The sequence below is a fragment of the Oceanicaulis sp. HTCC2633 genome, assembly GCF_000152745.1.
Taxonomy (GTDB): Bacteria; Pseudomonadota; Alphaproteobacteria; order Caulobacterales; family Maricaulaceae; genus Oceanicaulis.
The window spans coordinates 1,420,612-1,444,421 of sequence record NZ_CH672428.1 but is presented as its reverse complement, the minus strand read 5'-3'; the positions used below and the strand labels follow the sequence as shown (position 1 = coordinate 1,444,421).

Here is a 23,810-nt window from a genome sequence, read left to right as displayed (position 1 = left end):
CTCCAGCTCAGCACACAATGTCGCGTCTGCGTGATCAGGCCTCGCAGGTCCGCACCACCTGATCGGACAGCGCTCCAATCAGGGCGTCGCGGCTTTCGGGAAGATCCGCCTCGTTCGACGACAGCCAGCCGTCAAAGGACTGCTCGGACGATAAGGCTTCGGCCATGTCATTGAAGACGGCCTCTGAGCCGGTCTCGGCGGTCAGATAGTCAATCAGCGCCCGGGTCAGGCTGTAGAACTGCTCGGCCCCGATCATGTCGGCGCCCTGGGCCGTCAGCGTTTCTCCAGACATCACCATGATGCGCGGACCGTTCGAGGTGTCGCCGGACGCGGCTGCGGCCGCCGCCGCGCGATCGGCCGCCAGAGAGGCCAGCTGCAACAGCGGGTGCTCCATGCTGAAATAGCGCTCGAACTGGTCCGGCAGATCATCCGAGGCGGTTTCGCACAGGGCTTCGCGCCGGCTCTGTGTCAGAGCGTCGCTTTCCATCAGCACGGCGGCGGTTTCATCAAACCAGTCCGGCGCGGCGGCTGCGCCATAGGCGCGGGCGTCGCCCGTATCGACTTGCGGCCAGTCATAAAGATCCTTCACCCACATATGCCCCAGCTCGTGGGCAATGATCGCATCGGCGTGGCGGACCTTGTTGTTGTTCTCGACCCGGCCTGAGAGGGCCGCCTCGATCGTGGCGTCGATCACCGCTTGCGGAGAGCCCGCCATCTGGGCCTCGACCGCCGGGCGCACCTGGGCTTCCAGCTGGGCGCGCATGGCTTGAGGGGAGACCCAGGGTTTGACGACATAGCCGGCCTCATCCAGCTCACCGGTGAAGCCTGGAAACTCGGAACTGTCCTCAACAACGGCGGTCAGGCCCGGCATGCGATTGAAGACGTCAGCAAACCGCGTTTCCGCGTCCTGCATGGCGGACAGGATCAGTTCGGCGCGCTCCGCGCTCGTGGAAACGGCCAGAAGGTTGTCGTCTTCAAGGCAGTGGGCGTTTGCAGGGCAGCTTGATAAGGCCAGCGACAGCGCCAGTGATGATAGAAACATGTGGTCCTCCCCAGTATGGAGGAGGGAAGGTGACCGGGGTCATCTTTCTGGATTCTGTCTGAGGCATTAAACTTTGGACAGGCTAACCCATGCCGCAGCTTTTGAGGATCTGATAGGCCTCGACCACCTTCTGCAGCAGCTCTTCCATGGACCGGTCGCCACCATTGGAGTCCGGGTGGTATTGCCGGACCAGCTCGGCATAGCGACGGCGCACCATGGCCTTGTCGGCCTTGGGATCAAGATTGAGCGTGTCGAGGGCGCGTTTCTGCAAGCGGCCCATGCCAGCATTGGGGTCTTCATACTCGCGCTGGGCGCTTTCCTGGCCGGGGGGCGGGCGGTCGCCAAAGAGGTCGAACGGGTCGACAAAGCCTTCTTCAAAGCTCTGGCTGGCGCGCTGTGCGGCGCGACGGGCGCTCGATCCGGCGCCGAAGCTCCAGGTGGGGCGGTGGCCGTAGAAGTCAGCGGCGGCGTGGGCCTTGGCCGCGTCCTCGCTCATGCCTTCAAAGAAGTTCCAGTCCTTGTTGTACTGCGCGGCGTGTGATTGGCAGAACCAGTAGAACTCGGTGCGGTTGGCGGGGCTTTTGGGGGCGCGGGCGGTGGCCTTGGAGCGACACTGGGGATGCTCGCACACCTTATCCTCTTGCCGCGCCTCGTTCTTGGGCGGCTTGATGCGGATGTCTTTAAACCGCGGTCGATATTTGTAAGCGCCATCCATGCGCCTAAGTATGGGGCGCACCGGGCTTAGGAACAATAAACAGAGGATGACAATGTCGAGCGTAAAGCAGCAGATCGAGGATCGCCTGACCGCAGCCTTGTCGCCCCAGAGCCTTGTGATCACAGATGACAGCGCGCTTCACGCTGGTCATTCAGAGCAGGCCAAGGCGGGCGAAAGCCATTTCACCGTGGAGATCGTCTCGTCCGCCTTTGAGGGCCAGGCCCGGGTTCAGCGCCATCGCCTGGTCAATCAGGCGCTGGGCGATCTGCTGAAGGCGCAAGTGCACGCCCTCGCCATCAAGGCGAAAGCGCCCGGAGAAACCGTCTGATCAGTCGTTTGAGTCTTCCGCCTCGGGCTCCTTCTTGAGCCGCATGCGGGTGATCTGGTTTCGGCGACGTTCGAGAATCTCGAACTGCACGCCATGGAAGCGGAAGATCTGACCCGCCTCGGGTATGGTCTGGGCTTCGTGGATCACGAGCCCCGCAATCGTCACCGCCTCATCATCGGGCAGTTCCCAGTCGAGCGCGCGGTTCACATCACGCACGGGCGCGCCGCCGTCCACCAGGATGAAGCCGTCGGGCAGGGGCGTGACGCCCTCGACGGTGACATCGTGCTCGTCCTCGATCTCGCCGACGATCTCCTCGATGATGTCCTCAAGCGTCACAACGCCCATCAGCGCGCCATACTCGTCCACCACGAGGGCGAAGTGTTCACGCTTCTGGCGGAAGGCGGTGAGCTGTTCGAGCAGTTCTGTGGTTTCGGGAATGAACCAGGGCTCGCGCTTGATCGCCCCGATATCGAGCTTGCTGGCGTCCCCGCCCGCATTGTGCAGCTCGCGCGCCAGATCGCGCACATGCAGGATGCCGACAATGTTCTCGGTGTCCCCGCGATAGAGCGGCAGGCGGGTATGCGGACAGCTCAGCGCATCAGCGACCAGTTGCTCCACCGGCTGGTCGATGTCGAACATGATCAGGCTCTTACGGTGGACCATCACGTCATCCACCGTCAGCTCGCGCAGGTCGAGCACGCCGCCCAGCATGTCGCGGTCGGTCTTCACCACGCCGCCTTCCTGGTGGTGCAGGTCGATCTGGCCGCGGATCTCGTCATGAGCTGACAGCACCGGTCCCTCGACCGACAGGCCCAGAATGCGCAGCGTCACCCGCACCAGCCATTGCACGGCGGCGACGACGGGCGCGAACACCAGCACGAAGATGCGGATGGGCAGTGAGACCGCCAACGCCATGCGATCCGGGTTCGACAGCGCATAGGTCTTGGGCAGCACTTCAGCGAAGATCAGCACCAGGAGCGTCATCACCAGCGTGGCGATGGGCACGCCCGCCTCGCCGAACATGGCGAGGAACACCGCCGACGCCAGAGAAGCGGACAGGATGTTGACGAGGTTGTTGCCCAAGAGGATCGCGCCGATCAGGCTCTCGCGATCATCGATCAGACGGTTCACCCGGCGGGCGCGATGATCCTTCTCCTTTTCAAGGGTCAGCATCCGCGCCTTGGAGGTGGCGGTCAGAGCGGTCTCCGAGCCTGAAAAGAACCCGGAAAAGGCCAGAAGGCACAGAATGCCCAGTCCGGTCCACGCCATCCACGGTTCAAAAGTCATCAGTCCTCAACCTCACTGGACAAAAACGCCGCCAGATCCGTCCGATCTGTCTCGCGGGTGATAAAGGCGTCGCCAATCCCCCGCGCAAGGATCAGGGTGATCGCGCCGCCGGAATTCTTCTTGTCATCGCCCATGCGCGACAGCAAGCGATCCGCATCATAAGGGCCGCCGGGCAGATCGGAAATGCGGGCAGGAAGGCCGACCGCTTGCAGATGCGCTTCCACGCGCGCCGCATCCTCCGACCGGCACGCGCCCAGACGCACGGAATAGCGGAATGCGAGGGCGAGGCCGCAAGCCACCGCCTCGCCGTGGATCAGCGCGCCTTTCTCGGCTTCCGCCTCGAACGCATGACCGAAGGTGTGACCCAGATTGAGCAGGGCCCGCACGCCGCTTTCGCGCTCGTCCTCAGCAACGATGCGCGCCTTGAACGCCACTGCGTCCGCGATGGCCTGAACCAGACTGTCGCCGGTGACCGCGTCAACGCCCTGCGCCTCGAGGCGTTCAAACAGCTCCGGGTCCTGAATCAATCCGGCTTTGACGATTTCAGCATAGCCGGCCAGCACTTCACGCTTGGGCAGGGTGTCGAGAAAGGCGGTGTCGGCGATCACCAGGTCCGGCTGGTGAAACGCGCCGATCAGGTTCTTGCCATGGCTTGTATTGATGCCGGTCTTGCCGCCCACCGAGCTGTCGACTTGCGCCAGCAGGGTGGTGGGGATCTGGATGAAGCGCGTGCCGCGCTTGAGGATCGCAGACGCAAAACCCGTCAGATCGCCGATCGTGCCGCCGCCAAAGGCGATGACGGGTTCCGAGCGCTCGACATTGAGCGCCAGCAGGTGGTCGCAAAGCGTCTCAAGGCTCGACCAGCTTTTCGCGCCTTCCCCGCCCTCGATCGCAATCAGCTCGATCTTCACGCCGGCAGCGTCGAACGCTTGCCTCAGCCGCGTCTCATGCTGGCTCAGGGCGGCAGCGTCCGCCACGATGACGGCGCGGCCGCGGGGGGCGCGTATGGCAAGGCGGTCCGCCCGGCTCGACAAAGCGTTCCGGCCGATCACAACTTCATAGCTTCGGGATGCGGCTTCGACCGCGATCACGCGTAAGACGCTCATCTGGCATACGAGTCCTGATACTGCGCCAGGGCGTCCAGCACCTGGTCGGCGGATTGTTCATGGCTGCCCACAGAGGTGTCCACAACAATGTCGGCCTGGGCGTAGATGGGCGAGCGTTCGCGTTCAAGACGCGCCATGATCTCGGCGGGGTCGCCTTGGGCCAGAAGGGGACGGGCTCCGGGCTTGCGGCTGACCCGCTCCACCAGCACTTCCAGATCGGCTTTCAGCCAGACCGAGATCGCCTGCGCCTTGATGAGCGCGCGGGTCTCTTCATTGATGAAGGCGCCGCCGCCCAGCCCGATGATCATGGGGGCGGGTTCTTCCAGAAGCCGGGCGATCACCTTGCGCTCGCCATCGCGGAATGCCGCTTCGCCAAAATCGGCGAAGATTTCGCTCACACTGCGACCGGCCGCGCGCTCGACCTCTTCGTCGGCGTCTGCAAAGTCGGCGTTCAGGCGCCGGGCGAGGCGGCGGCCAATGGTGGTTTTGCCAACGCCCATAAGGCCAACCAGCGTCACATGCCGGTTCAGTACAGGCGCATTGTCAGAATTTGTCATCACACTGTAAGGCTATACGCCAATGCTGCATTGGCGAGCAATCGCTGCTGACGTCTGGAAAACGCCGCAATCGGCTGCTTTAGTGTAGGTTCAGGGGCAAGCGAGACGGAAAAGGGACCATCATGAAATCCATTCTGATCGGTTTGGGCGTTGGGCTGGTGATCATCATTGGCGGCTTCATCGCTCTTCTGGGCATGGCGGACGCCAATGCACCCGCACCTGAAGAAGTGCGTGTCGAGGTGACTGATGCGCTGCTCGATTAGGGCCGCCCTTCTGGCGGCCAGCGTTCTGGCGACCGGAACCGCTTTCGGCCAGTCCCAGACTGCGCCGCGCCAGATTGAAGTGGCTGAGCTGGGCGCTGTTGATCCGTTCGAGGTGGGGGTGAGCCCCGTTCTGCCCGAAACGGTCTGGAGCACAGGTCATGCCGGCGCCCTGGATGGCGCGCTGTCTGTCTTGCCGGACCGGGCCAGCCCGGGATGGACCAGCCCTGCGGCCGCCCGCCTGGCGCTCAATGCCCTGCGGTCATCAGGCGAGCCGCCCCAAGGCGGACGCGATGATTTCCGTCTGGCCGCCAAGCGCGCTGATCGGGCGCTTGCCGCAAGCCGCGCCCAACTCGTCTATGAGCTGCTGTCGCGCACGCCGCGGGTGAACGAATCAGACGCGCTTTCGCGGGTCTTCGCCGAAACCGCCCTGGCCATGGGGCGGACCCAGGAAGCCTGCCGGGCGGCGGATGCGCTGCTTGAAGGTCGGGATGCGGCCTACTGGCTGCGCCTGCGGGCCAGCTGTCTGGCGCTGGATGGCGCCATTCCGGCCGCCGAGCTGACCGCCGAGCTGGCGCGCGCCCAGGCCGAGAGCCCGAATTTCGACACCCTGTTTGATGCGCTTGTGCTGGATCGTCCTGCGCCGGAAGATTTCCGGCCCCGGACGGCCTTGCAGCTGACCTTGCTTGAAGCCCTGGCGCCGGGCGTGCGACTGACCCCGCACGAGGATGCGCCTGGATGGCTGCATCTGGCGGCCGAGCGTACGGGGCCCGCGATCGCCCTGCCGGAAACCCTGCCCGAAGCGTTGGAAACGGCCGTGACCCTTGAGGGCGCGGAGCGCGCCACGGCCCTGGGCGCGCTGATCGGTCAGGATCTGGATCGGGAGATTGCGGCGGAAGCGCTCGCGATCCGTCTGTCCGACGCTGCCCAGCAGGGATTGTTCATGGAAGCGGCGATCACCTTCGGACCGGAAGTGGCCAGCCTGCCGATTACCGTGAACACTCTGGCGCATGGCGTGCATTTCGTGCTGGCGGCTTTGGCGGCGGATGATCTGAACGCTGCAGAGCGCTGGCGCGAGGCCCTGCTGGAGGGGCCGCCCGCGCCGCCGCCCGCCGAGGATCTGCTGACGGAACCGGCGACGGATCTGGGATCGCTGCCCTCGCTGGACGGCGAAGCGGTCAAGCCGGCCAGCGTGGACGAGGACGCCGAACCGGAATGGCAACCGCCTGCGCCGGGCGTGCTCGTGGCGCTCGACTTCGCGCGCGCCATTGCGCTTGACCAGGTGCGCGATGACGCCTTCATGGCGTTGCTGGCGGCGCGACTGGAGACCGCGACGCCCGAGCGTCTGTGTCAGGCGGCGGGCCTCGTGTCGCTGGGCGCCGATGATCAGGGCGAACTGCAACAGGCCCTGTCCGGGCTCACCCGGCAAAGCGGGGTGACCCCTCCGGCCTTTGGCCCTCTGATCCTCGCAGCCGGGGCGGGCGCGCAAGGGGAGACGCAGCTTCACGCCGCCTCCCTGCTCGACCGGCACACGGATGACGCGGAGACTTGCGCCGCCACCATGCTGGCGCTCGATCATGCGGGTCTGAGGCGTCAGGCGCTGCAATACCTTCTGGCGCGGGTGATCGAGGACGCCGCGTGAGCGCACGCTCGATCGATCTGTTCCTGGACATGATGGCGGCCGAGCGCGGCGCCGCCCGCAATACGCTCGATGCCTACCGCCGTGATCTCGAGGATGCGGCGCAGCGTCTGGGGGCGCACGGGACCGGTCTTGAAAGCGCACAGACGGCGGATGTGGAGCGGTTTCTCTCGGACCTCGCCTCGGATGGATTGTCGCCCGCCACGGCGGCCCGCCGCTTGTCGGCGCTCAAGCGCTATTATCGCTTCCTGCTCAAGGAGGGTTTGAGGGCCGATGACCCGGCGAAAACCCTGTCCGGGCCGAAAAAGCCGCGCCCGCTGCCCAAGGTTCTCTCCGAAGGTCAGGTGGAAACCCTGTTTGACGCCGCCGACAGGATTGAGGGCGCGGACGGGTTCAGGCTCCGCGCGTTGTTGGAGTTGCTCTATGCAGGAGGTTTGCGCGTCAGCGAGCTGGTCACCTTGCCGCTTGCCGCGTTTGCGCGGTCTGAGCGCTGCCTTGTCGTGACCGGAAAGGGCGGCAAGGAACGCCTTGTGCCCCTGACCGACAGCGCCATCCGGGCGGTGGAGGCGTACAAGGCGGTGAGAGCGGACCATCTGCCCTCCCGCGCCGCCGTCACGCACGCTGTGGCGTCGCGCTATCTCTTCCCGTCGCGCACGGCCCGGGACGGACATCTGACCCGGGAGCGCTTCGCACAGCTGCTCAAGGCGTTGAGCCTCGCCGCCGGCCTGGATCCGCAACAGGTCAGCCCGCACGTCATGCGCCATGCCTTTGCGACTCACCTCTTGGCCAATGGCGCCGACTTGCGGAGTGTGCAGAGCCTTCTGGGCCATGCAGACGTGTCCACGACCGAGATCTACACCCATGTGCTGGAAGCGCGTCTGAAGGCGCTGGTGCATGATGCTCACCCGCTGGCGCAGTCTGGGACAGACGATTAAGGGTGAAACCGGCCCGGCATTTGCTCATAACAGTGCATAGATTGCGTCGCGCTTGAGCGCCCTTTAGTTTGCGGCCTCCAACAGGGGCCCATCCACCAGGACCTTCCATGTCTGATACCACGCGCACTTATCTCGATTTCGAACGGCCCATCGCCGAGCTTGACGCCAAGATTGAAGAACTTGAAGGCGTCCTGTCCCGGAATGGTGAGGATGCTCCCGATGCGGCGGAAGAGATCGCCAAGCTGCGGCAGAAATCGTCGGATCAGCTCAAATCGCTCTATTCCAAGCTCGATGCCTGGCGCAAGACCATGGTGGCGCGTCACCCCGAGCGGCCGCATCTGCGTGACTATATCGCGGGCCTGATGACCGATTTCGAAGAGCTGGCGGGTGACCGCCGCTTCGGCGAGGATCATGCGATCGTGGGCGGTCTGGGACGTCTGAACGGGCGCCCTGTGGTGCTGATGGGCCATGAGAAGGGCCATGACACCCAGTCCCGTCTCAAGCACAATTTCGGCATGGCGCGCCCCGAGGGCTATCGCAAGGCCATGCGCCTGATGGATCTGGCCGAGCGCTTTGACCTGCCGGTCGTCACTCTGGTGGACACCGCCGGCGCCTATCCGGGCATTGGCGCGGAAGAGCGCGGCCAGGCGGAAGCCATCGCCCGCTCCACCGAACGCTGCCTGACGCTGGGCACGCCGCTCGTGAGCGTGATCACCGGTGAGGGCGGCTCGGGCGGCGCCGTGGCGCTCGCCTCGGCCAACACCGTCATGATGCTCGAGCACTCGATCTATTCGGTGATCTCGCCGGAGGGCTGCGCCTCCATCCTGTGGCGCGATGGCGCTCGGGCCAAGGATGCGGCGCTCGCCATGAAGGTCAGCGCTCAGGACCTGATCGAGCTTAAGATCATCGACAACATCATTGAAGAGCCGGTGGGCGGCGCCCATCGCGACCGCGCAGGCACCATCCGCAAGGTGGGCGAGGCGATTGAAACCGCCCTGTCGAGCATGGACGGGCTGAGCCCGGCCGAGCTGAAACAGCGCCGCCGCGATCGCTTCCTCAATATCGGTCGGTCATTGCTGGAAGGCTGAGCTTACGCTCGGCCCCATCCGCTCCGGTCCGCATCGGCCCATCCCTGCATGGATTCGGGCCTGTAGTTCAGGTCCCCATGATCGAATCGCACCCAGACGCTGGGGTGAAAGAGCGCCAGCGTCTCCGCTGACGGCTCCGGGGCCTGTCGCACCCGGTCGCCGAGGGCCGAGAGCAGCCCCTTGGGCGGCTTCAGCTCAGCCAGCGGATCGGGCTCCAGCCGGGAATCAAGAACGGCATACTCGATGGCGAGACCTTTCTCGCGCGCCTCATCCGCCATCCATTTCAGGGCAATGTCGGAGAAGGGGGTGTTGGCGGATTCCCCGCCGCCCACGCCGCCATGGGGGCCGATGAACCAGATCTGCTTGAGCGGGTCCCTGTCGTTCTTCGCGTCCCTGGACGCCTCCATCGGGGTCAGGGGGAAGGCCTTGCGGCTCTCGTCCAGCGCGCAGGCATGGCGCGCATGCAGCACCTTGCGGTTCAGCTGGGCGTCGTGGAATCGATACTCTTCATTCAGACGCTCATTGAGGTCGTGATCCTCGGACAGGTCGGGAATGCCCAGGGCGCCGACCGTGTCCCAGCACCCCAGAAAATGGATGTCCGGCTCGTAGCCGTTGCGCTCGCGAAACTCCTGGCACGTCCAGGAGGAGGGCTTGAGATCCTTCGAGCGGTAGAGCGCATAGGCGTCGGGCAGCTTGCCCAGATTGCGCCGGTGCAGGAGTCCCGAATTGTAGATCAGGCCCGCCAGTGACCGCACGGTGTAGGCGCCGCGGGAAAAGCCGAACAGCCAGATCTGGTCGCCCTCGCGATAGTTCAGCGACAGGAAGCGGTAGGCGTCATAGATTTTCTCTTCCAGTCCGCCGCCAAAGGCGCCCTGACGCTTCTTTTTCAGGGAAGAGACCAGACGGTTGAACCAGCTTGAATTGTTCTGGGTGAAGGGCGTCCCGACGCCGGAGTCGTAATAGACGATCTGCTCGACGGGGCCGTCAGGGGCGTTCGTGTCGCAGCCATCAAGAGAAAAGGCCAGCTTGGCCACATTCGTCGGCACTTTCTGGCTGATGGTTTGCCAGGTGCCGTCACAACACACGATCAGCCGCTTCATCTTCGCCTCCTCGATCTGGTTAGAAACCATGACTCAGAGGTGAATTCCGCGCAATCGATGATTTATCGCCTCAGGTGAGACGATGCTCCAGCCAGGGCAATACCCGGTCCGGAATGAGTTTGGAGGGGCGATCCTCGACAAAGCTCGCGCCCATGGCGGTGTAGAAGCCGCGGGCATTGGGGTCTGACAGGATATGCAGGCTGACTGCATCCGCCATGCGGGCCTGATCGAGCGCCCAGTCATAGAGCTGTTTGCCCAGACCCGACCCTATTGCCTCTGGCGCAATGAACAGAAGGTCCAGCATGACGGCGAAGCCGCCCTCGGCCTCATAAGGCGCGCTGATCTGCGCCAGTCCCATCGGGGCGCCTGCCTGCCAGGCGGCGATGGCGCGGCCTTCCGCAGCGGCTGCAGGGTCGAGACGCAGCACCGTCTCCATCTTGGCCATCATGTCCGCATCATAGCCCCAGAACGCCTTGGAGCGCAGGATCATCGCATTCACGGCGTCAAACTGATCCGGCTCAAGACGTGTCAGGGTGGTTTCGGGCATGAAGCCTCTCTGGGGGCGTCAGGACGATCAGGCCTGACCAATCGCCCCGTGACAATGCTTGAACTTCTTGCCCGACCCGCACGGGCAGGCGGAATTGCGCGGCACGCGCCCCCAGGTGCCCGGATTGTTGGGATCCACATCCTGAGCGGCCACGCGGGTCGCGGACGGCGAGGGCGTGGTCTGCGGCGGACGGGAATCGCCATCCGCCATCTCGTTCCGACCGGTTTGCGGGTCGATATGCTGGGCCTGGATGTTCCTGGGCGCTTGCGGCGCTTCGGGAGCCGGGGCGCTCTGGGACATGCGCAGGGCGAACAGGACGCGTGTCGTCTCGTACCGCAGCTGATCAAGCAGGTGCTCGAACAGGGCGAAGGCCTCGGTCTTGAACTCGTTGAGCGGGTCGCGCTGGGCGTATCCGCGCAGGCCGACAGCAGAGCGCAGGGCGTCGAGATTCTGCAGGTGATCACGCCAGTTCTGGTCGATGGTCTGCAGCAGGATCTGTTTCTCGATCCGGCGCATCAGGTCCGGGCCGATATTGGCGGCCTTCTCGGCATAGGTCTCGTCGACCACCTTCATCAGGCGCTCGCGCATTTCCTCGTCCGCGATGCCTTCCTCGGCGGCCCAGTCCTTGATGGGAAGTTCGAGGCTGAAATACTTGCGAACGTCCTCGTCCAGGCCCTCGACATTCCACTGGTCGGCATAGGCGCGCGCCGGGATGTGCTGGGTGACCAGATCTTCGACCGTGGTTTCGCGCATGTCCGAGATGACGTCGGAGACGTCCTTGGCGGTCATGAATTCGATGCGCTGCTCGAAGATCGCCTTGCGCTGATCATTCATCACATCATCGTATTTGAGGATGTTCTTGCGAATGTCGTAGTTGCGCTGCTCGACCTTCTTCTGGCTGGTCTCGACCGCCTTGGTCATCCAGGGGTGCTGAATGGCCTCACCCTCTTTCAGGCCCAGCGTGCGCATGATGCCGTCGAGGCGTTCGGGCGCGAAGATGCGCAGCAGGTCGTCTTCCACCGAGAGGTAGAAGGCCGAACGCCCCGGGTCGCCCTGACGGCCCGAGCGGCCGCGCAGCTGATTGTCGATGCGGCGGCTTTCATGGCGTTCGGTGCCGATCACGAACAGACCGCCCGCTTCCAGCGCCTGTGTCTTCTTGTCGGCGACTTCGGCCTCGAACTGTTCGCGCTTGGCCTTGAGCGCGGCGTCCTCAGGGTCGCGGCCGGCGGCTTTCTCGGCCTCGACCCATTCCTGAAGATTGTAGTCCACATTGCCGCCCAGCTGGATGTCGGTGCCGCGGCCGGCCATGTTGGTGGCGATGGTCACGGCGCCTGGCGCGCCCGCCTGGGCGATGATGCCGGCTTCCTGCTCGTGATAGCGCGCATTCAGCACCTGGTGCGGAATCTTCTTCTTCTTCAGGAAGTCCGACAGACGCTCGGATTTCTCGATCGAGACCGTGCCCACAAGGACCGGCTGGTTCTTGGCGTGGGCGTCCTCGATGGCCTTGAGGATGGCGTTGAACTTCTCGCCCTCCGTCCGGTAGAGCTCGTCTTCCTCGTCGATCCGCTGCACGGGGCGGTTGGTGGGGATTTCCACCACGCCGAGCGAGTAGATGTCGTGGAACTCGTCGGCTTCGGTCGCGGCGGTGCCGGTCATGCCGCCAAGCTTCTTGTACAGCCGGAAATAGTTCTGGAAGGTGATCGACGCCAGCGTCTGGTTCTCGGGCTGGATGTCGACCGTCTCCTTGGCCTCGATGGCCTGGTGCAGGCCGTCCGAAAGCCGGCGGCCCGGCATCATCCGGCCGGTGAATTCGTCGATCAGGACCACCTTGTCTTCGCGCACGATATAGTCCTTGTCGCGGACGAACAGCTTGTGCGCTTTCAGGCCCTGGTTCACATGGTGAACCACCGAAATGTTCTCGATGTCATAGAGGTCGGCGTCGGCATCGAGCAGGTCGCGTTCCTTCAGCAATTGCTCGATGTGCTCGTTGCCCTCCTCGGTGAAGGTGCAGGAGCGGGCCTTCTCGTCAATCGTATAGTCTTCCTCGTCGAGCAGCGGGATGATCGCGTCGATGGTCTTGTAGAAGTCGGTGCGGTCCTCGGTCTGACCGGAAATGATCAGCGGCGTGCGGGCCTCGTCGATCAGGATGGAGTCCACCTCATCGACGATGGCGTAGTGATGCTCGGCCTTTTCCAGCGGCCGGCCGCCGAACTGCACCATGTCATTGAGCGCGTACTTCATGTTGTCGCGCAGATAGTCAAAGCCCAGCTCGTTATTGGTGCCGTAGGTGATGTCGCAGCCATAGGCGGCGCGACGCTCGGGATCGCTCATGCCATGGATGATCACGCCGGTGGTCATGCCCAGCTTGGCGAAGACCCGGCCCATCCACTCGGAGTCTCGCTGGGCGAGATAGTCGTTCACCGTCACCACGTGAACGCCCTTGCCCGGCAGCGCGTTGAGATAGGCGGCGAGGGTGGAGACCAGCGTCTTGCCTTCACCGGTGCGCATCTCGGCGATATTGCCCCGGTGCAGCACGATGCCGCCCATCAGCTGGACGTCGTAATGGCGCTGGCCGAGCGCGCGCTTGGCGGCTTCGCGAACGGCGGCGAAAGCTTCGGGCAGCAGCTTGTCCAGGCTCTCGCCGTTTTCATGGCGTTCGCGGAATTCGACGGTCTTTTGCGCCAGCGCCGCGTCATCAAGCTCGACAAAGTCTGGCTCCAGCGCATTGATCTGGTCCACGATGGGACGCATGCGCTTGACCTCGCGGTCGTTGGAGGAGCCGAAAAGCTTGCGGGCGATGTTGAGCATGACGTATCTGCCTTGACGGGCGAACAATGAATAAAAGACGGTCTGAACGCGCTCGGCGGAGCCGGGGCGCAATTCTGACGTCGTAGAAGGTCACTGGTGACTTAAGGAGGCCCTGATTGACTGTCAATCAAGCCCGCCGTCTGCTTGTAGCAGCTGCGGTGATCACGACTGCGTTCGCTGCGGGCTGCAGCCCGCAAGATGCTGAAGAATCACAGCCTCGCAACGCCAGCGCTTCCCAGGCCGGACTGCGCTTCATCGCGCAGCGTGATGTCGATCAGTCGCAGATTGCGGCCCGGGTGGGCGAGACGATCATCACTGTGGACGACGTGCGTCGAGAAGCCGTCTCGCTGGGGCTGACTGAGACCCCGCAGGCGCTCATGCCCTCCGATCAGGTGTTTCGCGACACCCTGTCAGACCTCATCGACCAGAGGCTTCTGGCGCTGGAAGCGGTTGCCCGCGATGTCCAGGACGACGAGGAAGCCCGATTGCGCCTGGCGGCGGCCGAAGAGCGGATCCTGGGCAATATCCTGGTTGAGAACGCCATCGCCTCCGCGGTGACCGATGAGGCGGTCGAGCTGGTCTATGAAGAGCAGAGCCGGCTTGCGCCGCGCACGGAGGAGATCCGGGCGCGACATATCCTTGTGGAGACCCGTGAGGAGGCCGACGAGGTCGCCCGGCTGCTGGCGGAGGGGAGTGATTTCGGACAATTGGCCGCACAGGTCAGCCGCGATCTCGCCACCCGGTTCAGCGGCGGTGATCTTGGGTACTTCACCCGCACGGGGATTCTGCCGGGCTTCGCCCAGGTGGCGTTCGCGACGGATGAGGGCGCGGTCAGCGCCCCCTTCGAGACCGAATATGGCTGGCATGTCCTGCAGGTCATGGACCGTCGTCTTCAACCGCGCGAGAGCCTTGAAGAGGTGCGTCCCAACATCGTCCGCTTCCTGACCCTGCAAGGTATTGACGATCTTCTCGAAGTGCTGCGCGAGCGCTATCCGGTGACCCGGGTTGCGGGCCGCGCCCCAAGCGCCTTGCGCACGACCGAGCCCAGCGCGGTCGCGCCAGAGGATATCGATACGCCTGAAGAGGCGCCGGGACAGGATGCGCCCTAGGCCTTAATGGCCCATATACCCTGTCTCCACACATCGCTTTAACCAGACTGGCTTACTGATATGAGTTCGAACCTGTTGCTTGTGGTGGCGTGCGCGCTGGTTGATCCGGATGGTCGCGTGCTGCTGGCCCGGCGCCCTGAAGGCAAACAGCATGCCGGGCTCTGGGAGTTTCCGGGCGGCAAGGTGGAACCGGGCGAAAGCCCTGAGCAGGCTCTGGTGCGCGAACTGCGTGAGGAGCTGGGGATCGAGCCATGCGAGCAATGTCTGCAGCCTTTCGCCTTTGCGTCGGAAAAGCTCGAAACGGGCGGACATCTCCTGATGCCGCTTTTCGTGTGTCGACGCTGGGACGGGTTCATTCGCCCGACCGAAGGTCAGGCCATCGCCTGGGTTCGGACCGATCAGTTCCGCGAGTATCCGATGCCTCCGGCCGACAAGCCGCTCGCGGCGGAATTGCGCGACAGGCTGGTCGGTGCGCGCGTCGGCTGATCGCTGACGAAAGCGGCGCCACCGCCATCGAGTACGGTCTGCTGGTGGGGCTTCTCGGCGTGGTGGTGATCACCGCCGTCTCACTGCTCGGCAATCAGCTCTGGGCGCTCTTGCAGACGGTCGGCAATACGATCAGCACGGCCTCTGGCGGCGCGGGCGGCTAGCCCGCCTTGTCCCCGGTCTTGTGCTCGGCGACGCCGAGCGCGTCCGCCAGGCTGACCTGCGCCGAGCCGGGGCGTTTGGGCTTGGGCTGGTCCGGGTGCGGCGCCCATCCCGCGAAATAGATGATCTCGAAGGTCGCGGGGACTTTTCCATCCTCTTCCGCAAAGGCTTCGGCATAGGCCTGAGCGGTCTTCACGAACAGGCTCTTGGTGCCTGGTGTCCGCGGCCGGTCGTACAGCGCATTGGTTTCCCCCATGGCGCGCAGATCACGCATCAGGACGAAGGAATTGCCATAGCGCGCCTTCACCCGGTCCACGTCCGACACCGGCAGGGTGAAGCCGGCGCGGCTCAAAAGTCCCGCCATGTCCACCGTATCGGCGAAGGGGGAGACGCGTCGGGGCGCGGGGTCTTCATCGGTGACTTTCTGGAAGCTCTGGCGCAGTTCGGTCAGGGTCGCCCCGCCCAGCAGCGCGCCGGCGAAGAAGCCGTCAGGCTTGAGCGCATGATTGATCTGGATCAGGGCGCCGACGATGTCATTGGTCCAGTGAAGGTTGAGGCAGGAGATCACCAGATCCACACTCTGCGGCGCGAGGGGCAGGCGTTCCTCATCCAGACACACGGCGGTCTGATCGCTCAACCGCGCCATCCTGGGCGACAGGTCGGTCTCGATGAGGTGATTGATCTTGCTGCGGGCGCCGGGGCGGTCTGCGAGCGCGCGTCCGATTGCGCCGCCGCCGCCCAGCACCAGACAGGTGTCGAAGTCGCGCGTTACGCTTTCCACGCGATCGAGAAGATCGTCTGCAGCGCGAGCGTGCAAAAAGTCGTAGTCTTGAAACGCGTGCGCGGCGCGCTCCCGGCGACGGACAAGGAGCCGCCGGTCAAAGAGGGCGGGTGGTCCGCCCTCGGGTTGAGGGACGGGTTTGGATGAAATCAGCGTCACCGGGCTCATGCCCGAGATATGGACCCAATACGCTGAGAGGCAAAGCCCTGGCGCTGTGGCGGGTGTGTGCGGATCTGGTCTGGCCCCCGCTCTGCCCGGTGACGGGCGAGCCGGTCACTGCGCCGGGCGAGCTGTCGCCCGCGGCATGGCGTGAGGTCCGGTTTCTGGATGCGCCCTGGTGTGCGAGGTGCGGCCGGCCATTTGACTATCCCATCGGGAAGGGCGCCGTGTGCGGGGCGTGCGCTGGACAAGACAATCCGCCCTGCCGGATCAGTCGCGCCGCCTTTGTCTATGACGAGAAAAGCCGTCGTCTGGTGCTGATGCTCAAGCATGCCGGCCGCACGGACGGGGTGTCCGTCTTTGGCCGCTGGATGATGCGAGCGGGCGCTGACGCCCTGGAGGGCGCGGACACGCTGATCCCTATCCCACTTCATGCGCACCGTTTGCGCAAGCGGCGCTTCAACCAGTCTTTCCTGCTGGCGCGGGCCTTGTCGCACAGCTCTGGCCTGCCGGTGGAGCCGCATGTGCTGGCTCGAAGCCGTCCGACCCCGAGTCAGGGCGGGCTCAGCGCCAAGGCGCGGCGACGCAATGTGGCGGGCGCCTTCATGGTGCGTGAAGCGGCGAAACCTTTCGTGCAGGGGCGGCGTTTTGTCCTTGTGGACGACGTGCACACGACCGGCGCAACTTTGCAGGCTTGCGCAAGGGTTCTGAAACGCGCCGGCGCCGAAGATGTGACCGCGATCACGCTGGCGCGCGTTGTGAAACCCGTCGACCCGCTTAAATAAGGGGCGAATGCGGATGAACCGCTCCCCCCGAACGAACAGACAAGGAGGGCCTCATGGCCGCCGTCACGATCTATACCCGTCCGATGTGTCCGTACTGCGTGCGCGCCGTCTCGCTTCTGAAAAAGAAGGGCGTCTCCTTTGACGAGATTGACGCCGGCTTTGATGTGAAGAAGAAAAAGGAAATGGTGGATCGCGCCAATGGAGCCCGCACCTTCCCGCAGATCTTCATCGGCGACACCCATGTGGGCGGTTGCGACGAGATGATGGCGATGGAGAATGCGGGCAAGCTTGATGACCTGCTGCGGAATGAAGGAGCGCTATGAGCGCCGTTAAACTCGCCCTGATCCAGATGCGTTCCGGCGTCGACCCGGAACGCAATCTGGACGACGCCGAAGCCCTGATCCGCGAAGCGGCGGCTGCAGGCGCAAAATTCGTGCTGACCCCTGAGACCACCACTTTGGTCCAGAAGGACGCCGATCAGCTGTTTCAGCAAATCCACACCCCCGAGGTGGAGCCCGCGATTGTGCGCTTCGCCGATCTCGCGGACTCCCTCGGCATTGATCTTCTGATTGGCTCCATGGCGCTCAAGGGCGGCGCGTCTTCTGATGGACGCGAACGCGCGGTCAATCGTTCGCACCTGTTTGGCCCGGACGGGGCGCTCAAGGCGACCTATGACAAGATCCACATGTTCGATGTGGCGCTGGGCGGCGGCGAGACCTATTCGGAATCCACCAATTACGCCCCGGGCGACCGCGCCGTCCTGACCGAGGCGGCGGGCGGCCGGCTGGGTCTGACCATCTGCTACGATGTGCGCTTCGCCGCGCTCTATCGCCGTCTGGCCAAGGCGGGCGCGCAGATGATTTCTGTTCCGAGCGCCTTTACCCGTCCGACCGGGCGAGCCCATTGGGAAACCCTGCTGCGGGCCCGCGCCATCGAGACCGGCAGCTTCATCCTCGCCCCCGCCCAGGGCGGCAAGCATGAGGATGGCCGCAAGACCTGGGGGCGGTCGATGGTCATCGGTCCCTGGGGCGAGATCGTGGCGGCCTTTGATCATGACGAGCCGGGCGTCCTCCATGCCGAGATCGACCTTGATGAAGTCGGGGCGGCGCGCTCTCGTATTCCGTCGCTGAGCAATGATCGGGAGTTCACGGGTCCATGATCCGCTACGCGCTGGCTTGCGCGGACGGGCATGAGTTCGAGGCCTGGTTCCGCAATTCAGACGATTATGACGTCCAGAAGGACCGCGGTCTGGTGGAGTGCCCGCATTGCGGCTCCATCGAGGTTTCAAAGCAGTTGATGGCGCCGTCGGTCAGGACCGCGCGCAAGACGGAGGCGACCGCCAACAGCGCGCCGGACTTTGAAACCCTGGCGCGTCAGGTGCAGGCCCATATCCGCTCCAATTTCGACTATGTGGGCGAGGATTTCGCCCGCGAGGCCCGCGCCATTCACAAGGGTGATGCGCCTGAGCGCCTCATCTATGGCGAAACAACCGCTGAAGAGCGTGAAAAGCTGAGCGAGGAGGGCGTGCCCTGCGCGCCGCTGCCTGCGCCCTTTGCACCGACCCCGCCGAAGAAGGCGAACTAGCCTAGAGGAAGATGTCGCCAGCGAGCCCGAGCGCGAAGCCAAGCACGGCGCCCAGAGGCGGCGCCCAGCTTTTCTCAAGCTTCACATCCGGCGCCACGTCCTGGAAGGTCAGGAACAGCACGCCCCCTGCCGCGAACACCATCAGCGCCCCCAGAACCATCTGATTGGGGGCGAAGAACATCACGCCCAAGGCCGCGGCGATCGGGCCCAGGAGCGGCATGAGCGCGAAGGGGAGATAGGTCTTCATGGCGCTTTCAGAGCTGCTGGCGGCGCGTTCCCGGAAGGCGTTGAAGGCCTCTGGGAAGTTCTGCAAGCCGATCAGCAATGCCAGCAGCAGCCCTGCTTCAGCTCCCGTCGCCAGCATGGCCCCAAGCGCGATCGCTTCGGGCAGGTAATCCACCAGCATGGCCATGAGCTGACCCATGGACTTGCCGCTGCGACCCAGCGTGCGGTCGATGAAGAAGAAACAGATTCCACCTGCAATAAAGGCCGCGAGCGCCATCCAGCCCGGCATCAGATCAACGCCTTCAGGCACCAGCACCAGCGCGACCGCCGCCACCAGCACCCCGCCGCCGAAGGCGATCACGCCATGGCGCAGCTCGCCCGACATCCAGTTGGGATGGACCTTGTCCCAAAGCGCCAGCGCCGCCCCCAGAGGGATGGTCGCCCCGGCGAGCAAGGCGAAGAGAATGGCCTGAGACAGCGGTTCGGTCGTCATGGTTATGACGTCGCCGGCTTCACCGATCCCATCAGATAGTTGACGCCGGAATCAGACGTGATGAAGAACACGTCCTTGAGCGGGTTATAGCTGACGCCCACGGGCTCCATGACGGTCAGACCTTCTGCCTTGAGAGCGGCCCGGACTTCCATGGGTTTGACGAGTTTGCTGAAGCGGTGGGTGCCGCGCGGCAGCCAGCCCAGCACGTATTCTGCGCCGAAGATGGCGGTGGCGAAGGCGCGCGGCGTGCGGTTGATCGAGCCCACGATCATCATGCCGCCCGGTTTCACCATGCGGGCGCAATTGCGCAGGAACTGATCCGGGTTGGCGACATGTTCGACCACTTCGAGATTGAGCACGACGTCGAATTGCTCCGGCCCGCCGTCTTCGAGCAATTGCTCGGCCGTGCCGTGACGATAGTCGATCGAAAGGCCGTTTTCCTCGGCATGCACGAGCGCGGTCTTGATGTTGGCTTCTGCGGCGTCGACGCCCGTGACGGAGGCGCCGAGGCGGGCGATGGGTTCGGAGACCAGACCGCCGCCGCAGCCGATATCAAGCACCTTCAGGCCCTTTAGCGGCTCTGCCCCTTCGGTCTTGAAATGCCGGCTCAATATGTCGCGGATATAGGTCAGTCGCGCAGGGTTGAACTTGTGCAGGGGCGCGAATTTCGACTTCGGATCCCACCATTCCCCGGCGATACGGGAGAACTTCTCGACCTCTTCGGGATCGATCGACGGCGTGGACAAGGCAGTCGGGGCTTCGGCCTGGGCCATGACGGGCTCCTTACACATGCCGGCGCATGAACGGTTCTGCGCATTTGCGCTGATATCGCCGGTTTTGTACCAATCGCGCCGCAATATGGTCCCATCGCTCGCGATTATCGACCCCGTTGCGCCGTTTGCCGCATTTGCCCTGCTGATTGTTTTGTCTTTGGAGGATGTTGATGACCGCTCCGCGTCTCGTGCTGAAATTCGGCGGCACCTCCATGGCCAATCCCGAACGCATCGCCCATTCCGCCTCCATCGTCGCGGCCGAAGCCCGCGCCGGCAAACAGGTCGCCGTGGTGGTCTCGGCGATGGCGGGCGAGACGGATCGCCTGCTGGGCGCAGCCGAAGCGCTGGGTGGGGGGCTGGGCGAAACTGAAACCGATACGGTCCTCGCGGCGGGTGAACAGGCGAGCGCGGCGCTGATGGCCCTGGCGCTCAAGCGCGAGGGCTTCCAGTCCCAAGCCGTGATGGGATGGAGCCTGCCCATCCTTGTCGAAGGCCCGCCCGGCGGCGCCAAGATCACCGACATCCATGGCGAACAGCTCGACGCGATGTTGAGCGCGGGCGTGATTCCGGTGGTGGCGGGCTATCAGGGCTTGAACGCCGAAGGACGGCTCGCCACGCTGGGGCGCGGCGGCACTGATCTGAGCGCAGCGGCGGTTGCGGCGGCTGTGGGCGCGGAATGCGATATCTACACGGATGTGGACGGTGTCTTCACTACTGATCCGCGTATTGCGCCCGAGGCCGTGCGGGTCGAGCGCATCAGTCATGACGCCATGCTGGAGCTGGCGGCCATGGGCGCGAAAGTGCTGCAGACACGGTCCGTGGAATACGCGAAGGCCAAGGGCGTCACCCTGCGCGTGAAATCGAGTTTCCTGCCAGCGGGGCAAAGCGCGGGCACCGAAGTGACGCCGGAATTCGAGATCGGTGAGAAACGCATTGTCTCAGGTGTTGCTTATGTGCGCGACCAAGCGCGCCTCTCCATTCATGGCGGCGAAGGGCCGCAGGCGGCCGAGCTTCTGTTCGCGGCGCTGGGCGAGGCTGATGTGGATGTGGACATGATCGTCCAGGCCCGCGCGCGCTCGGGCGGCTCGGTGGTGGAGTGCTCGGTGGCGGGGCGGGACTTGCCGCGCGCCCTGGCCGCGGCCGAAGCCGCGGCGCGTCCCAACGGGCTGGAAGTCCGCTCTGAGACCGGGCTGGCGAAGGTGTCTGTTGTCGGGACCGGTCTGCGGGGGCGGGCGGATGTCGCTCGCACCCTTTACGGCGTTCTGGCGCGGGAAGGGATCGCGGTGCGCATGACCGCGACCAGCGAGATCAAGATCTCGGCCCTGGTGGACGCGGACTATCTTGAACACGCTGTGCGTGCGCTTCACGCCGCCTACAGGTTGGGTTCGGCGCCGTCCAAGGCTTGACGAACCCCCCTTTAACAAGGCCTCTATCGCCAGAATGCCAGACTCGACCGGGTGCGCCCCCGTTTGTGACGGCCCCAGACAGGATGCCTGACAGAACGCCATGACGCCCAAAAGCCTGTCCACCGCGCGCGGCCCGCGCCGCCTGCTCAGCCGTATCCGTGACCTGATGGCGGCCCAGGAAGATGCGCAAAAGCGCCTCGACCGGCTGACGGATATCATCGCGGAAGAGACCGGTGCGGATGTGTGCTCGATCTATCTGGTGCGCCCCTCGGGCGCCTTGGAGCTGTCCGCCACCCATGGTCTGGACGCCTCGGCGGTGCACCGTGTGCGGCTCCATGCCGGCGAGGGCCTTGTGGGCGAGGTGGCGCGCCGGGCGCGCCCCTTCGCCGTGGAGGACGCGCCGTCCCATCCCAGCTTCTCCTACAAGCCTGAAACCGGCGAAGAGCCGTTCAAGAGCTTTGTCGGCGTGCCGATCCTGCGCGGCGGTCGTCTGGTGGGCGTTCTGACCGCCCAGACCGGCGCCGTGCGTCCGACCACCGAAGAAGAGATCGAGACGCTTCAGACCGTCGCCATGCTGCTGGCCGAGATCGTCACCTCGGGCGAGCTGGTGCAGGCCGAAGGCTTCGCCGAGCTTGAAGTGCGCCTATCCAAGCCTGAACGCTTTCAGGGGCTGGCCCTGTCCGCGGGCGTGGTGCGCGGGGTGGCGGTCAAGCACGAGCCTCACGTCCTCTCGACGCGCCTTGTGGCCGATGACGCCGCTGCTGAGGAGGCGCGCCTGAACGAGGCGATCACCCGCCTGCGCCGGTCAGTGGATCAGCTGCTGGATTCAGCTCGCGTGCCGATCGGTACGCCCTCGCGCGAAGTGCTCGAGACCTATCGCATGTTCGCCCATGACCGGGGCTGGCTGAACCAGCTGGGCGAGGCGATCCGGGCCGGCCTGACCGCCGAGGCCGCTGTTGAACGGGTCCGCAACGAACACCGGGCGCGCCTGATGAAGGCGCGGGATGCGCACTTCCAGGAACGCCTTCACGATCTTGAAGATCTCGCCAATCGCCTGTTGCGCCATCTCGCGCGCACCGAGGAGGCGGAGGAAGACAGTCTGCCCGAGAACGCCGTCATCGTCGCGCGCTCGGTCGGTCCGGCGGAGCTGCTGGAGTTTGATCGCTCACGCCTGGCGGGCATCGCGGTTGAGGAAGGCTCGGTCACGGGCCATGCCGCCATCGTGGCCAAGGCGCTGGGCATCCCCATGGTGGGCCGGCTCGATGGCGCGCTTGATCGTGTGGAGGAAGGCGATAGCGTCATTCTCGATGGTGAGTTCGGCCTGCTGCATGTGCGCCCCAATGAGGAAGTCCGAACGGCTTATGACGAGCGGATCGCCGCCCTGGTGGAGCGCCAGCGGGCCTTCGCGCATTTGCGCGACGCCCCCACCAGGACAAAAGATGGCCAGGAGCTCAGCCTGGGCATGAATGCGGGTCTGCTGGTGGAGATGAACCGGCTTGAGGATACCGGCGCTGCGGGCGTGGGCCTGTTCCGCACCGAGTTCCAGTTCATGGTGGCTGACACCCTGCCGCGCCTGAGCGCGCAGATCGAGCTCTACAAGGCCGTGTATGAGGCCGCGGGCGACAAGCCCGTGGTTTTCCGCACGCTGGACCTGGGCGGTGACAAGGTCACGCCCTTCATTCCATCCATGCGTGAACCTAATCCGGCTCTGGGCTGGCGGGCCTTGCGCATGGGGCTCGACCGCCCTGCGCTGACCCGCTACCAGCTGCGCGCCCTGGTCCGGGCCTCCGGCGGGCGGACGCTCAATGTCCTGTTCCCGATGATTTCGGTGGCCGAGGAGCTGGCGGCGGCGCGTGACGTTCTTGAGCGCGAGCTCGATCTCGCGCAGCGCCACGGGCATGATGCGCCGGAGAAATTGCGCGTCGGATTGATGCTGGAAACACCGGCTGTGGCGTTTGCGCCCGAAGCCTGTCTGGAACTGGCCGACTTCGTCTCGGTCGGCGCCAATGACCTGATGCAGTATTTTTTCGCGGCGGACCGTCAAAATCCCCGAGTCTCAGACCGTTACGACCCGATCAGCGCACCTGCGTTACGCTTGCTTAAAGATGTCAGGCAAGCGTGTGACGCCTCTGGCAAGCCCGTGAATGTGTGCGGCGAACTGGCGGGGCGTCCGCTGGAGGCGTGCGTGTTGGCGGCGCTGGGGTATCGCAGCCTCTCCATGGCGGCAGGATCGATCGGGCCGGTCAAGCAGGCGTTGGCGGGGTGTGACCTCAGCCTTCTGACGCCCTGGCTGGACGCTGAAATTCTGCAGGGCGCGACAATCGGGCCTGCTTCCTTGCGCGATCGCATGCTCCGCGCTGGAAAAGAAATCGGATTGCCGCGAGAAGTTGTTGATAAAAACTAAAGCATTTGGTTGAATAACCTTGTGTGAGGCT

Annotated in this window: 25 protein-coding genes; 14 read left to right on the top strand and 11 right to left on the bottom strand. The window is 64.6% G+C overall.

Annotated features, from left to right (window positions below):
• Positions 1–34: 34 nt before the first annotated feature.
• Both OA2633_RS06835 and OA2633_RS06830 read right to left on the bottom strand, forming a co-directional pair.
• Complete coding sequence (locus tag OA2633_RS06835; RefSeq protein WP_009801778.1) at positions 35–1,042, bottom strand: hypothetical protein; 1,008 nt, start codon at positions 1,040–1,042, stop codon at positions 35–37.
• Positions 1,043–1,124: 82 nt separating this feature from the next.
• Positions 1,125–1,673 (bottom strand): J domain-containing protein, encoded by a 549-nt coding sequence (locus OA2633_RS06830; RefSeq protein WP_241760696.1) that lies wholly within the window; start codon positions 1,671–1,673, stop codon positions 1,125–1,127.
• Positions 1,674–1,809: 136 nt separating this feature from the next.
• Here OA2633_RS06830 and OA2633_RS06825 point away from each other — a divergent pair, with 136 nt between their 5' ends.
• Positions 1,810–2,085, top strand: coding sequence for a BolA family transcriptional regulator (locus OA2633_RS06825; protein ID WP_009801776.1), 276 nt, complete (start codon positions 1,810–1,812; stop codon positions 2,083–2,085).
• On the opposite strand, the gene OA2633_RS06820 is transcribed toward OA2633_RS06825, so the two are convergent.
• The 3 genes from OA2633_RS06820 to OA2633_RS06810 are packed head-to-tail and all read right to left on the bottom strand — an operon-like array spanning position 2,086 to position 5,035.
• Positions 2,086–3,372 carry an HlyC/CorC family transporter gene (locus OA2633_RS06820; RefSeq protein WP_009801775.1) on the bottom strand — a complete coding sequence of 429 codons (1,287 nt, stop codon included), beginning with the start codon at positions 3,370–3,372 and terminating at the stop codon, positions 2,086–2,088.
• Positions 3,372–4,478 carry a 3-dehydroquinate synthase gene (gene aroB / locus OA2633_RS06815; protein ID WP_009801774.1) on the bottom strand — a complete coding sequence of 369 codons (1,107 nt, stop codon included), beginning with the start codon at positions 4,476–4,478 and terminating at the stop codon, positions 3,372–3,374. Before aroB ends, OA2633_RS06820 begins: the two co-directional genes overlap by 1 nt.
• On the bottom strand, positions 4,475–5,035 hold the full coding sequence (locus OA2633_RS06810) for a shikimate kinase (RefSeq protein WP_009801773.1): 561 nt from the start codon (positions 5,033–5,035) through the stop codon (positions 4,475–4,477). Before OA2633_RS06810 ends, aroB begins: the two co-directional genes overlap by 4 nt.
• Positions 5,036–5,157: 122 nt before the next feature.
• Between OA2633_RS06810 and OA2633_RS16070 the strand changes: the two genes are divergently transcribed.
• The 4 genes from OA2633_RS16070 to OA2633_RS06795 all read left to right on the top strand — a co-directional run bounded on the left by OA2633_RS16070 (position 5,158) and on the right by OA2633_RS06795 (position 8,957).
• Positions 5,158–5,298 carry a hypothetical protein gene (locus OA2633_RS16070; protein ID WP_009801772.1) on the top strand — a complete coding sequence of 47 codons (141 nt, stop codon included), beginning with the start codon at positions 5,158–5,160 and terminating at the stop codon, positions 5,296–5,298.
• Positions 5,282–6,937: a hypothetical protein gene (locus tag OA2633_RS06805; protein WP_009801771.1), complete on the top strand. Its 1,656-nt coding sequence runs from the start codon at positions 5,282–5,284 to the stop codon at positions 6,935–6,937. Before OA2633_RS16070 ends, OA2633_RS06805 begins: the two co-directional genes overlap by 17 nt.
• The gene (locus OA2633_RS06800; protein WP_009801770.1) at positions 6,934–7,869 is read left to right on the top strand and encodes a site-specific tyrosine recombinase XerD; all 936 of its coding nucleotides are present in this window, start codon (positions 6,934–6,936) and stop codon (positions 7,867–7,869) included. Before OA2633_RS06805 ends, OA2633_RS06800 begins: the two co-directional genes overlap by 4 nt.
• 107 nt (positions 7,870–7,976) lie before the next feature.
• Entirely contained in the window at positions 7,977–8,957 is a 981-nt protein-coding gene (locus OA2633_RS06795) for an acetyl-CoA carboxylase carboxyltransferase subunit alpha (protein ID WP_009801769.1), read from the top strand.
• 2 nt (positions 8,958–8,959) lie between these two features.
• Here the strand turns inward: OA2633_RS06795 and OA2633_RS06790 are convergent, their stop codons facing one another.
• The 3 genes from OA2633_RS06790 to secA all read right to left on the bottom strand — a co-directional run bounded on the left by OA2633_RS06790 (position 8,960) and on the right by secA (position 13,412).
• Positions 8,960–10,057, bottom strand: coding sequence for a DUF2235 domain-containing protein (locus tag OA2633_RS06790; protein WP_040613195.1), 1,098 nt, complete (start codon positions 10,055–10,057; stop codon positions 8,960–8,962).
• Positions 10,058–10,127: 70 nt separating this feature from the next.
• The gene (locus tag OA2633_RS06785; protein ID WP_009801767.1) at positions 10,128–10,604 is read right to left on the bottom strand and encodes a GNAT family N-acetyltransferase; all 477 of its coding nucleotides are present in this window, start codon (positions 10,602–10,604) and stop codon (positions 10,128–10,130) included.
• A gap of 27 nt (positions 10,605–10,631) precedes the next feature.
• Complete coding sequence (gene secA, locus OA2633_RS06780) at positions 10,632–13,412, bottom strand: preprotein translocase subunit SecA (RefSeq protein WP_009801766.1); 2,781 nt, start codon at positions 13,410–13,412, stop codon at positions 10,632–10,634.
• 116 nt (positions 13,413–13,528) lie between these two features.
• On the opposite strand from secA, the gene OA2633_RS06775 reads away from it, so the two are divergent.
• From OA2633_RS06775 to OA2633_RS16580, 3 genes are read left to right on the top strand one after another with little or no spacing between them, the layout of a single operon-like run.
• Positions 13,529–14,521 (top strand): peptidylprolyl isomerase, encoded by a 993-nt coding sequence (locus OA2633_RS06775; protein ID WP_009801765.1) that lies wholly within the window; start codon positions 13,529–13,531, stop codon positions 14,519–14,521.
• 60 nt (positions 14,522–14,581) lie between these two features.
• Positions 14,582–15,007 (top strand): (deoxy)nucleoside triphosphate pyrophosphohydrolase, encoded by a 426-nt coding sequence (locus tag OA2633_RS06770; RefSeq protein ID WP_009801764.1) that lies wholly within the window; start codon positions 14,582–14,584, stop codon positions 15,005–15,007.
• The gene (locus OA2633_RS16580; protein ID WP_256377099.1) at positions 14,905–15,171 is read left to right on the top strand and encodes a Flp family type IVb pilin; all 267 of its coding nucleotides are present in this window, start codon (positions 14,905–14,907) and stop codon (positions 15,169–15,171) included. The genes OA2633_RS06770 and OA2633_RS16580 overlap by 103 nt, the downstream gene beginning before the upstream one ends.
• Here the strand turns inward: OA2633_RS16580 and OA2633_RS06765 are convergent.
• On the bottom strand, positions 15,168–15,986 hold the full coding sequence (locus OA2633_RS06765; protein ID WP_009801762.1) for a methyltransferase domain-containing protein: 819 nt from the start codon (positions 15,984–15,986) through the stop codon (positions 15,168–15,170). The two genes, OA2633_RS16580 and OA2633_RS06765, sit on opposite strands and share 4 nt — an antisense overlap.
• A gap of 107 nt (positions 15,987–16,093) precedes the next feature.
• Here OA2633_RS06765 and OA2633_RS06760 point away from each other — a divergent pair, with 107 nt between their 5' ends.
• From OA2633_RS06760 to OA2633_RS06745, 4 genes are read left to right on the top strand one after another with little or no spacing between them, the layout of a single operon-like run.
• Positions 16,094–16,894, top strand: coding sequence for a ComF family protein (locus OA2633_RS06760; protein ID WP_083783304.1), 801 nt, complete (start codon positions 16,094–16,096; stop codon positions 16,892–16,894).
• A 53-nt stretch (positions 16,895–16,947) separates the two neighbouring features.
• Positions 16,948–17,217: a glutaredoxin 3 gene (gene grxC, locus OA2633_RS06755; RefSeq protein WP_009801760.1), complete on the top strand. Its 270-nt coding sequence runs from the start codon at positions 16,948–16,950 to the stop codon at positions 17,215–17,217.
• The gene (locus tag OA2633_RS06750; RefSeq protein ID WP_009801759.1) at positions 17,214–18,053 is read left to right on the top strand and encodes a carbon-nitrogen hydrolase family protein; all 840 of its coding nucleotides are present in this window, start codon (positions 17,214–17,216) and stop codon (positions 18,051–18,053) included. The genes grxC and OA2633_RS06750 overlap by 4 nt, the downstream gene beginning before the upstream one ends.
• Complete coding sequence (locus OA2633_RS06745; RefSeq protein WP_009801758.1) at positions 18,050–18,478, top strand: DUF1178 family protein; 429 nt, start codon at positions 18,050–18,052, stop codon at positions 18,476–18,478. Before OA2633_RS06750 ends, OA2633_RS06745 begins: the two co-directional genes overlap by 4 nt.
• Position 18,479: 1 nt before the next feature.
• On the opposite strand, the gene OA2633_RS06740 is transcribed toward OA2633_RS06745, so the two are convergent.
• Together OA2633_RS06740 and ubiG are read right to left on the bottom strand one after the other, a co-directional pair.
• Positions 18,480–19,196 (bottom strand): ZIP family metal transporter, encoded by a 717-nt coding sequence (locus OA2633_RS06740; protein WP_009801757.1) that lies wholly within the window; start codon positions 19,194–19,196, stop codon positions 18,480–18,482.
• A 2-nt stretch (positions 19,197–19,198) separates the two neighbouring features.
• On the bottom strand, positions 19,199–19,969 hold the full coding sequence (ubiG, locus tag OA2633_RS06735; RefSeq protein ID WP_009801756.1) for a bifunctional 2-polyprenyl-6-hydroxyphenol methylase/3-demethylubiquinol 3-O-methyltransferase UbiG: 771 nt from the start codon (positions 19,967–19,969) through the stop codon (positions 19,199–19,201).
• Positions 19,970–20,139: 170 nt separating this feature from the next.
• Between ubiG and OA2633_RS06730 the strand changes: the two genes are divergently transcribed.
• Both OA2633_RS06730 and ptsP read left to right on the top strand, forming a co-directional pair.
• A complete protein-coding gene (locus OA2633_RS06730; protein WP_009801755.1) occupies positions 20,140–21,375 on the top strand; it encodes an aspartate kinase in 1,236 nt (411 codons plus the stop codon).
• Between the two features lie 100 nt (positions 21,376–21,475).
• The gene (gene ptsP, locus OA2633_RS06725) at positions 21,476–23,779 is read left to right on the top strand and encodes a phosphoenolpyruvate--protein phosphotransferase (protein WP_009801754.1); all 2,304 of its coding nucleotides are present in this window, start codon (positions 21,476–21,478) and stop codon (positions 23,777–23,779) included.
• Positions 23,780–23,810 lie beyond the last annotated feature (31 nt).